This window comes from Candidatus Poribacteria bacterium (assembly GCA_021295755.1).
Lineage (GTDB): Bacteria > Poribacteria > WGA-4E > WGA-4E > PCPOR2b > PCPOR2b.
Window position 1 is genome coordinate 11047 of record JAGWBT010000125.1, and the last position, 9801, is coordinate 20847.

The window sequence follows — 9801 nt, forward strand, 5'->3', positions numbered from 1 at the left end:
AAGCCGTTCCTCAATACCTGTTCGGAGGGCTGTCGAAAAAATGGTGCGATTACCCCGCTTTAACTCCTCGCGCATATCCACAATCTCGACGGGTGGCATCTCAATATTCGATACGCGGGAAGGCAGTCGCAAGAGGGTGTACTCCCCTTGCTGCGCATGATAAAAACTCTCCAACGATGGCGTCGCGCTGCCGAGAATCAACGGACAGGCGACTAACTCAGATCGCTTCACAGCAACGTCCCGCGCGTGATAGAATGGGTGCGCAGCGTCCTGCTTGTATGATGTTTCATGCTCCTCATCAATTACAATCAGCCCAAGGTTCGGAAAGGGCGCAAAGACAGCGGATCTGGGTCCCACAACGATGTCCGCCGCTCCGCCTTTAATCTGCTGCCACTGGTCATATCGTTCCCCATCTGAAAGATTGCTATGGAGGACAGCGACCCGCGCCCCAAAACGTCCGACAAACCGAGAGACCGTTTGGGGTGTGAGAGAAATTTCGGGAACAAGCACTATCACCTGTTTTCCCTGATCTAAGACGGAAGCCATCGCTTGCATATAAACCTCCGTCTTACCGCTACCGGTGACACCGTGTAGGAGAAACAGTTCGCGCTTACTCGAATCGATCGCCCCTTGAATCGCCTGCAAGGCAGTCGCCTGATCCGGATTCAGCGTGAGCGGCTGCGTGGAAGGCACCGGATCCAAACTCAACGGATTCCGCACAATTTGGACAGACTCAACGTGAATTAACCCCTTCTGCTCAAGGGATTGTAACCCCGTCACTGACGTGTCGGCACGTTTAGCCAGATCTGTTCTCGTCAACGTTTCATCACTACAGTCGAGGAGGAGGCGGAGCATTTCTGCCTGTTTCGGGGCGCGGTTGGCTTCCAATTGGGGGACCTGTTCTTCGATGAGATAGTTTGGGGCTGCGCTTGGGGTTGGATGTTCGACCGCAGTTCGACAAGCCCCTTTTCTTGTAGAGCGGACAACGGCGGACGCAGCTTTGAAACCCCAATCCCGAGTCGCCGCCCAATTTGATGAAGGGATAACTCATTATCTTCCTTGAGCAACGACAAAATCTCCGTCTGACGCGATTGCCGCATATCCGAAATCTGTTCATCGGTTGCGAGCAGATGCACGAGCCGGTTTTGGCGCGTTCTTACTGCTGCGGGCGCAGCACACCGCAACGCCTCTCCCCACGAAGACAGGTAATATTCCGACATCCATTTCGTCAACGTAAGCAGTTCATCTGAGAAGGTGGGGGTATCGTCCAAACAGTCGGCGAGGTTCTTGATTTGTATAGATTCGTCAGGTAGGTCAGGTTCATCCATTAAATCAACGATGACCCCTTCGCGTGTCCCCTCTCCCAAAGGCGCAAGGACGCGGCTGCCGCGCTGTGCTACGGATTGAAGACGGACTGGAATGGCGTAAGAGAAGGTGAGATCTTGGGGGAGTGGAAAAGCGACGCGAGCGTATTCCATGGCGTGAAAGATCAGCGATTCATTGGTTCATTAATGAACAAGTGAACTCATGAACCAATGTACTAACTAGTTTTTAGTTCCGCGATTACTTTCTGCATATCCTCCCAGACATCTCGCTTGCCATGCGGATTTCGGAGGAGGTAGGCGGGGTGGTAGGTTGCCATGAGTTTGCAGCCGTGATAGTCGTGGAAACGACCACGCAACGAAGAAATACTCTGGTTGGTCGCAAGTAGCGTTTGCGCAGCAAAGGTGCCAAGGGCACAGATCACCTTCGGCTTGATTAACTCAATCTGTCTGAGCAGGAAAGGCTCACAGCTTTCGATCTCAATCGGTTTCGGGTTCCGATTACCGGGCGGACGGCACTTAATCACGTTGGCGATATAAACATCTTCACGCCTCAACTCCATCGCCTCAATAATCCGGGTCAGCAATTGACCCGCGCGCCCGACGAAAGGCTCACCCTGTTGATCCTCATCCGCGCCGGGAGCTTCACCGACAAACATGAGATCTGCGTTTTCATCTCCAGTTCCGAAAACGACTGTGTTTCGTCCCTGATGCAGTTCGCACCGCTCACAACCCATCGCTTCATCGCGCAACTCCCCTATATCAAACTCGGCAAATTCGGATTCGGGTTCCGCTTCTTCCTCAAACAATTCTGTAAAACCAAGATGCATTTGTTCTTCCACGTATTCCCTCACTGTTGCGACAACTTCTAGATATCCTTCGACAACTTCATTCTGATCTGACATGAGGCGTAACGCAAAACGCTTTGCGTTTTACGTCTCCAATCGGCGTTTGAGTTCTTCAATTCGCCCAACGGGTGTTGGATTCTGTTCGTATAAGATTGCGAGATAAAAGCTGGTCCAATCCCCAATCGCAACCAACGATAACAGACGGGCAAGTAGCGATTTACCAGCTGAATTCACCTGTGTAATGCCAGCGGTATGCGGTTGAATTAGTTCCGCCGTGATGTCCATCCGACGCTGCGTCTGAGACGGAGCAATCGGGTCGCGGAGTTGGATAACATGAGATTGCCGCGTCAACGCTGACGGATGCTTCCAACCCTCAATCTCATTGTGATTCATCTCAGGATACACACTATAATAAGCGAGCGATTTGCCGTTCTCATTCATCTGCCCCTTCCAACGCATAGCAATCGCCTCAAGTTCTTGCGGGGCGTAGATAACAGGCAATTTCCCGCACAACGCCTGTGCAAGCCGCTTGGGTTGACTTTCTGTGACATCGGGCTGGAAATCTTCTGCCAACTTCTGTAGCAGCGCAATTGCTTCCCGTAAATCGCTCCGGAAATCGAGGCTTGAGGCGAACCCGAGCCGCGAAAAGACGGATAAGACCGGCATGAGCAGATAGCCGAGCGAGGCTCTGGGCGGTTGACCGTCCGGAATCATCACGCAGGGAAGATTGTGCGTATCCGTGAATGCCTTTAACTTTCCACCACTGGTAACCGCCAGAATATTCGCCCCCTGTGAAAATGCCTGTTCAACAGACAGGAGCGTTTCTTCGGTATTACCGGAATAACTGACAGCGATGAAAAGTGTCTGAGATGTAACAAACGCAGGAAGAGTATAACCCCTGTGGACGATAATTGGACAGGGAAATTGGGACCCAACCACCGCTTTCACAAGGTCTCCGCCAATCCCAGATCCACCCATCCCAGCAATCACAATGTTGTTGGGAATCCGCTCACCATAACCCTTTAATTTCAGAGCCTCGCCAATCTCCCAGCCACGTCTACACTGTGTAGAGAAACTGGACAGCAGGTGAAGCATATCCTCAGGATCATGTTGCTTGATTTGGGCGAGATTCAGGGTCGTCATCTTTTAATATGAGTTCAGCCATTCACTTGTTCATTAATGAACCAATGCACTAATTAACCAATGAACCAATCCTGTCTTCGGGATCAAACAAAAAAGACGCGCAGGATGTCGTAGAATGTGATGTATAAAAACAGACCCGCCAGCAGGACAATACTGACCTGCTGAATAATCATCTGTTTACGGATACTCAGGGGTCTGCCACGCAACTTCTCAAGGGTAAAGAAAAGGATTTGCCCTCCATCTGCGATCGGAATCGGCAATAAATTCACGATGGCGAGATTAACGCTGATGAAACCTACGAAAAAGAGCAAACTTCTTAGACCAAACTCCACAACTCGACGCGTTGCATCGACAATCCCAATCGGTCCAGTGAGATGTTTCGTTTTAACTTCACGGGTCACTAGGCGCTTGAGCACCTTCACAACCATCTCCAAAATTAACCAATTCGTCTGGACACCCTCACCCACAGCCGTGATGACATTATATTGCGGAATTGGAACAGAGGGCACTGCAAGTGCGAGCCCAGCCAGCGACAATTTCCAATGTAGGCCCTGGAGGTTGAGTCGCCCCTCAGCATCACCAAAGGCAAAGGTCACGGTTGCGTTAAGAGGTTCACCGCTGCGGAGCAATCCAATGTCAACAGGGCGATCGGGATTTGTGGAAGTTAACTCATACAGTCGCGGGTATAACTCGAAATTCTTGATAGATTCCCCATTAATTGAAACAATCTCGTCTCCGCTTTGGATCCCCGCTTTTTCTGCTTCGCTACCCTCCTCAACAACGGCATTGACCAACCAGTTAATCGGGAAACCGACAGTTAAGGATTCTGCACCGCGCCGAATTCCTAGTGAAATCTCTCCGTTCTGATTTTCGTTAATCTCCTTGTACAATCTCTGATGTGCCGATCCAAAGGGGTTAGAAGGATCCCAAATAACTGAGTTGAATTCAGGGACATGATAAATCTTCCGTCCATTGATACTTTCAATAAAATCTTCCGCTTGGACACCAGCTTTCGCCGCTGCACTGTCCTCAGCGATACTTTCAACCATCGCTGCTTGTCGAGCAGAAACGCGAATCTGCCCGATTCCACTCCTATCAAGGCTTCTCGGTGTCACATACAGTGTCTTGGGTTGGCCGTCGCGGGAAACAACAACTTTCAGTTCCTCGTCGGGGTGCGTAAGGATCGTTGTGTTGAAGTCCTGCCAATTTTTAATCCTCCGATCATTGATTGAAACGATAGTATCGCCCGGCTCAATGCCGCCCTTCTTCGCAGGGCTATCCTCCGCCACCAATCCAATTTGAGCCATCCGATCTGACCGCCCAATCAGCATTTCCATCAACCACATCGTTCCACGGTCCAATCCAACAAGATAAACAAACGAAAACAGAATAACGCCCAGTATAAAATTCATTACGGGTCCCGCAATTGCCACAAAGATACGATGTCCAACAGGGGCCGAAGCAAATTCGCCCACTTCGCCTTTCTGTTCCTCAGGACTTTCCCCCGCCATCTTCACAAATCCACCAAATGGTAAAGCGGATACACAGTAGTCGGTCTCGCCCCGCCGAAAACCGATGAGTCTTGGACCAAAACCGATTGAAAATTTCTCCACGCGAATCCCACACCGTTTTGCCGCAAAGAAGTGCCCAAGTTCATGAATAAAAATTAGAAAACCAAGGGCAAGGATAGCAAGTATAATAGTAGCAGAATGAATCATCAATGTCACCTTTTTCTTTCGATTAATTCGTGTGCGACCGATCTTGCCCACTGATCAGCAGCCAGTATATCATCAAGGGTTGGTCGAAACGTTATATCATGTCGAGTCATTACCTCTTCAAGGTAGTTCGGGATGTCCATAAATCCGATCTGCCGGTTCAAGAACGCCTGTACAACCACTTCATCCGCGCTGCTCAGGACAGTCGGCAACGTTCCACCAACTTTCGCAGCGCTATAAGCGAGTTCTAGGCACGGAAACTTTTCGGAATCAACTGGCTCCATGTGCAGCGCACCAATCTGAGACAGGTCAAGGCGTGGGACAGAAGTAGGCAAACGGCATGGATATGTCAGCGCATATTGGATCGGCAAGCGCATATCCGATACACCCAACTGCGCCAACAACGAGCCATCAATGAATTCAACCATCGAATGAATAATGCTCTCCGGATGAATCACAACCTCGATTTGCGACAACTTCACATCAAAAAACCATTTCGACTCGATAACCTCAAAGCCCTTGTTCATCATTGTCGCCGAGTCAATTGTAACTTTTTCACCCATCTTCCAATTTGGATGCTTCAAAGCCTGCTGCGGCGTCACCGAGTCAAGTTGTTCGGAAGGCGTTTCACGAAAGGGACCGCCGGATCCGGTGAGAATCAGTCGATGAATTTCGGCACGTCTACCATCATCCCTATTAACGTCGGAAAGACACTGAAAGATTGCACTGATTTCGCTGTCCACTGGTAAAAGACGAACACTATTTTTCTGAGCTGCCTCTATAATCAGCGAACCACACATGACCAACACCTCTTTGTTGACAAACGCGAGGTCTTTTCCAGATTCAATCGCTTGTAACGTTGGCAAGAGCCCCGCTGCGCCGCCCATCGCTTCAAGCACAAGATCTACCTCCGCCATCATCGCAACTGCTGACACCCCTTTGGCTCCCGAAAGGACCTCAACCCTTTTGACATCCTTCAACCGTTTCCTCAGTTGGTTAGCAGCTTCTTGATTCCTTACCGCCACAAGCCGCGGCTGAAATTGACGCACTTGCTGTTCAATTCGGTCAACCGATGTATTGGCGGCAAGCCCGGCGACGGCCAGCTCATCGGAGTGGCTCTCGACCACTGAAAGTGCATTCTGCCCAATAGACCCTGTGGAACCAAGAATAGCGAGGTGTTTCATAGCGTATTTACGAATAAAAATTAAGTGGTAGACACACGCTGTCTGCCGTAACCCCGTATGCTGTAATCTGTGTTTTTCATCACGTTGGACGTATCAGTACGTAGGTTGGGTTGAACGGGACTCATAAAAAAACGAGCACGGTGCCACAAGATCGGAATTCAATTCTGATTAAAATCGCACGAAGGGAGTGAAACCCAACTCTAAATCAGAGAGGGCGATAACCCCATCATGTTAGGTTTACCAGATATACAAAATAGTAATAAAGTGCCGGTGCCGAAAAAATTAAACTATCGCATCGATCCAGCAATCCACCGTGACCCGGAATTAAATCCCCCGAATCTTTAACATTAGCACTCCGCTTGATGACGGATTCGCTCAAGTCGCTCAACTGACTAACGGCTCCTAGCAGAACTCCAAGAATCAGTGCGTGTGAAAAGCTCAGTATATCTTGCAAGAAAAAAGACCAGACACCAAACCCGCCAAGTGTCCCAAACACAATCCCTGCAATTGTCCCTTCAATAGTTTTGCCGGGACTAATAGTCGGACGAAGTTTGTGCCTTCCGAACCGCTTGCCGAAGAGGTATGCGGCTGTATCACCTAGCCAGACAGTCACCAGCAAGAAGAAGATTAATCCTCTGCCAGCGTCGCTAATGCCGCGCAGCAGAATAAGGTGATACCCAAAAGCCCAGCCGATATAGATAACTCCCAGTAGCGTGCTTGCAACAGAAAGGAAGGCTACGTCAATCTTATCGCGAAAAATCTGGTAGGAGAACGGAAGCAGAAGCGTCAAGGCGAGAGCAAGTTCAACCGGAATTTTGGAGCCTATTAAATCAACTGCTGATAAACAGAACAGGACACCACATGCGACGGTGAAAATTCGCCCGCCCCTTCCTCCAATTGATTGGGAAAGCCCCCAAAACTCAATCAGCATCAGAGCAGTAACTAAAATAATTAATGCTGAATAGGGATACCCTCCCCACCAAACAAGGAAGATTACCACAGGTATTAGGATGATCGCACTAATAACTCGCTTCCAAAACATTGGCTCAGGGACGGACGAATTTTTGGATCGAAGAACGCGCCTCGGTTACTGATTACAGTTCGAGTAGCTCTTCTTCCTTTGATTTTAACAGCTCGTTAGTCTGATCGGTGTATAGATCCGTGCAATCTTGAACCTCAGCCGCATAGGTATGGCGCTCATCCTGAGAAATCTCTCTTGACTTCTCTAACTTCTGCAGCGCATCATTTGCATCACGGCGGATGTTCCTGATAGCGACGCGTCCTTCCTCGGCTAACTTAGCAACGTATCGAGTCAGTTCCTGGCGACGTTCCGTTGTCAACTCAGGGATTTGGATGCGAATCACATTGCCGTCATTGTTCGGATTCAAGCCCAAGTCAGATTGAGCAATCGCTCTCTCAACATCCTTCATAACCGTCTTGTCCCAAGGTTGGATGACAATCAGGCGAGGTTCAGGGATGGTAATCGTCGCAACTTGATTAATTGGACTTTTGGTGCCGTAATAATCAATCAGAATATTATCCAATAGAGAAGCCGAGGCTCTCCCAGTACGAACATGCGCAAAATCTCTGGCTGTCGCTTCCACAGCCTTCTGCATTCGCGTCTCTGCATCACGAAGAATTGTTTTAGGCATTTTGAACACTCCTTTAGATTACCCATCAATCACAGACAATCTTCAGTCCTAGGATCTAGTCCTGTCCTAACACATAGAGCGAAAACCGTCTCACAACGATGTTTTCCCCAAGCTGAGCAATGGCATCTTGGATGAGCTGCTTAACCGTTTTATCCATCTCCCGAATATAGGGTTGTTCGAGCAAGCAAGCCTCAGCATAGAATTTAGAGAGTCTGCCATCAACGATTTTATCGACGATATGCTCCGGTTTCCCCTCGTCAAGTGTCTGTCTCCTTAAAATCTCTTTCTCCGATTCTAACACACTCGCCGGCACATCTTCTTCGCCGATGTACTTAGGCTTGGCGGCGGCAACCTGCATCGCAATCTCTTTCGTCAACGCCTGAAATTGTTCCGTACGCGCGACGAAATCTGTTTCACAGTTGACCTCAACCAATACACCAATTCGGCTGCCGGGGTGAATATACGATGCAATCAACCCTTCAGAGGTGGTGCGTCCGCCTTTGAGCTCCGAAGCCTTCAAGCCCTTTTCGCGTAGAAGTTGAATCGCTGTCTCTAAATCGCCCTCCGTTTCGGTGAGCGCTTTCTTACAGTCCATAATTCCGGCACTTGTACGTGCGCGCAACTCACTAACCATCTTCGCAGTAATTTCCATTAACTGTTATCCTCCTGATCCTCTGCCTGTGAGTCTTCTTGACGCTCTTCCTGAGAATCCTCTGATTCCTGATTTTCGACATCACCTTCATCGGTTGCGGACTCTGATTCTGATGCTTCCGGTTCGCTCGCCTCCTCTAACGGCGGTTCTGCATCATCTGCACCCTCTAGCGCACTCGCTCGTCCTTCAATCACTGCCGTTGCAAGCACGGAACAGATGAGCTTAATCGCCCGGATTGCATCATCATTCGCAGGAATCGGATAATCAATCGGGTCCGGATCACAGTTAGTGTCAACAATTGCAATAACTGGAACACCTAGCTTATTCGCCTCTTTTACTGCAATATGCTCCTTACGCGTATCCGTAATAATAACGACTTCAGGAAGTTTTCCCATCGTCTTGATGCCCGCAAGGTTATTATCCAGCTTTGTCTTCTCACGTCTGAGGCGCATAACTTCCTTTTTCGGGCGTCGTTCGAATCCTCCGGTCGCTTCTTCTTCCTCTATTTCTGTCAACCGGCTGATGCTACGTCTAATTGTCTCATAGTTGGTCAACATACCACCCAACCAGCGATGGTTGACATGAAACATCTGACATCTGGCAGCTTCGTCTGCAACCGTTTCTTGAGTCTGCTTCTTCGTTCCGACAAAGAGCACCGCTCCGCCCCGCGCCGCAACGTCCTGCACAAATTCATAAGCTGTCTGGAGATGACGCAACGTTTTCTGGAGATCTATGATATAGATCCCATTCCGTTCCGCAAAGATATACGGTGCCATCTTCGGGTTCCAGCGTCGTGACTGATGCCCAAAATGAACGCCCGCCTCCAACAGCTCTTTCATTGTAACCGTTCTCAAAAGAATCTCCTTACCTAACCTTTAGGTTTCTACTGCCACTCCTCTCATATTTACATCAGACTCCCAAAAAAGAGAGAACCTTCTGTGTAAATCAAGAAGTGTGATTGATTTAAACATACTACCTTCAAAACGGAGTAAATATAACATATCATCCAAAAGCATGTCAAGACTGTCTTGGTTTTCATTCAGGCGGATTTAGTTATCCTGTAGGAGGGATCTCCGAATTCTAACACTCCCAAACGTGATTTCTTGTTCAGACAGGGAGAAAACCACGAATCAAATATCCCTATGGTTTTCGTTTGCTTAGAAATGCCTTATGAGAAACTTTTAGAAAAACACTCTCCCAATGAACAATCCCCCATTTTCCTCGTATTATCAATATAGAGAGGAGGGAATCGGTGTCAGATAGTGGGGAACATGAACTCTTTGAA

The 9801-nt window shown here is 49.0% G+C and carries 10 protein-coding genes; all 10 read right to left on the minus strand.

The annotated features are described in order from the left end of the window. Nucleotides 1-888, minus strand: an 888-nt coding sequence (gene priA, locus J4G02_17060) for a primosomal protein N' (protein MCE2396260.1), incomplete at its 3' end; no start/stop codon positions are given. After that, the gene (locus J4G02_17065; protein MCE2396261.1) at nucleotides 816-1478 is read right to left on the minus strand and encodes a hypothetical protein; all 663 of its coding nucleotides are present in this window, start codon (nucleotides 1476-1478) and stop codon (nucleotides 816-818) included. The genes priA and J4G02_17065, both read right to left, overlap by 73 nt. A 62-nt stretch (nucleotides 1479-1540) precedes the next feature. Beyond that, nucleotides 1541-2227: a uracil-DNA glycosylase gene (locus tag J4G02_17070; GenBank protein ID MCE2396262.1), complete on the minus strand. Its 687-nt coding sequence runs from the start codon at nucleotides 2225-2227 to the stop codon at nucleotides 1541-1543. Nucleotides 2228-2254: 27 nt separating this feature from the next. Then, nucleotides 2255-3313 carry a bifunctional phosphoglucose/phosphomannose isomerase gene (locus J4G02_17075; GenBank protein ID MCE2396263.1) on the minus strand — a complete coding sequence of 353 codons (1059 nt, stop codon included), beginning with the start codon at nucleotides 3311-3313 and terminating at the stop codon, nucleotides 2255-2257. Between the two features lie 83 nt (nucleotides 3314-3396). Further along, nucleotides 3397-5031 carry an RIP metalloprotease RseP gene (gene rseP, locus J4G02_17080; GenBank protein ID MCE2396264.1) on the minus strand — a complete coding sequence of 545 codons (1635 nt, stop codon included), beginning with the start codon at nucleotides 5029-5031 and terminating at the stop codon, nucleotides 3397-3399. A 5-nt stretch (nucleotides 5032-5036) separates the two neighbouring features. Then, on the minus strand, nucleotides 5037-6212 hold the full coding sequence (locus J4G02_17085) for a 1-deoxy-D-xylulose-5-phosphate reductoisomerase (GenBank protein ID MCE2396265.1): 1176 nt from the start codon (nucleotides 6210-6212) through the stop codon (nucleotides 5037-5039). A 226-nt stretch (nucleotides 6213-6438) separates the two neighbouring features. Then, complete coding sequence (locus J4G02_17090; GenBank protein MCE2396266.1) at nucleotides 6439-7254, minus strand: phosphatidate cytidylyltransferase; 816 nt, start codon at nucleotides 7252-7254, stop codon at nucleotides 6439-6441. Between the two features lie 52 nt (nucleotides 7255-7306). Next, nucleotides 7307-7864: a ribosome recycling factor gene (gene frr / locus J4G02_17095; GenBank protein ID MCE2396267.1), complete on the minus strand. Its 558-nt coding sequence runs from the start codon at nucleotides 7862-7864 to the stop codon at nucleotides 7307-7309. 55 nt (nucleotides 7865-7919) lie between these two features. After that, a complete protein-coding gene (tsf, locus tag J4G02_17100) occupies nucleotides 7920-8516 on the minus strand; it encodes a translation elongation factor Ts (GenBank protein ID MCE2396268.1) in 597 nt (198 codons plus the stop codon). Then, nucleotides 8516-9370, minus strand: a complete 855-nt coding sequence (gene rpsB, locus J4G02_17105) for a 30S ribosomal protein S2 (GenBank protein ID MCE2396269.1) — start codon at nucleotides 9368-9370, stop codon at nucleotides 8516-8518. The genes tsf and rpsB overlap by 1 nt, the downstream gene beginning before the upstream one ends. Nucleotides 9371-9801: the final 431 nt, after the last annotated feature.

What these genes read in the sequence shown, in the direction of transcription:
- frr (MCE2396267.1), bottom strand. Translation starts at nt 7,864, where the DNA reads ATGCCTAAAACAATTCTTCGTGATGCAGAGACGCGAATGCAGAAGGCT.
- J4G02_17075 (MCE2396263.1), bottom strand. Translation starts at nt 3,313, where the DNA reads ATGACGACCCTGAATCTCGCCCAAATCAAGCAACATGATCCTGAGGAT.
- rseP (MCE2396264.1), bottom strand. Translation starts at nt 5,031, where the DNA reads ATGATTCATTCTGCTACTATTATACTTGCTATCCTTGCCCTTGGTTTT.
- J4G02_17065 (MCE2396261.1), bottom strand. Translation starts at nt 1,478, where the DNA reads ATGGAATACGCTCGCGTCGCTTTTCCACTCCCCCAAGATCTCACCTTC.
- J4G02_17090 (MCE2396266.1), bottom strand. Translation starts at nt 7,254, where the DNA reads ATGTTTTGGAAGCGAGTTATTAGTGCGATCATCCTAATACCTGTGGTA.
- J4G02_17070 (MCE2396262.1), bottom strand. Translation starts at nt 2,227, where the DNA reads ATGTCAGATCAGAATGAAGTTGTCGAAGGATATCTAGAAGTTGTCGCA.
- tsf (MCE2396268.1), bottom strand. Translation starts at nt 8,516, where the DNA reads ATGGAAATTACTGCGAAGATGGTTAGTGAGTTGCGCGCACGTACAAGT.
- J4G02_17085 (MCE2396265.1), bottom strand. Translation starts at nt 6,212, where the DNA reads ATGAAACACCTCGCTATTCTTGGTTCCACAGGGTCTATTGGGCAGAAT.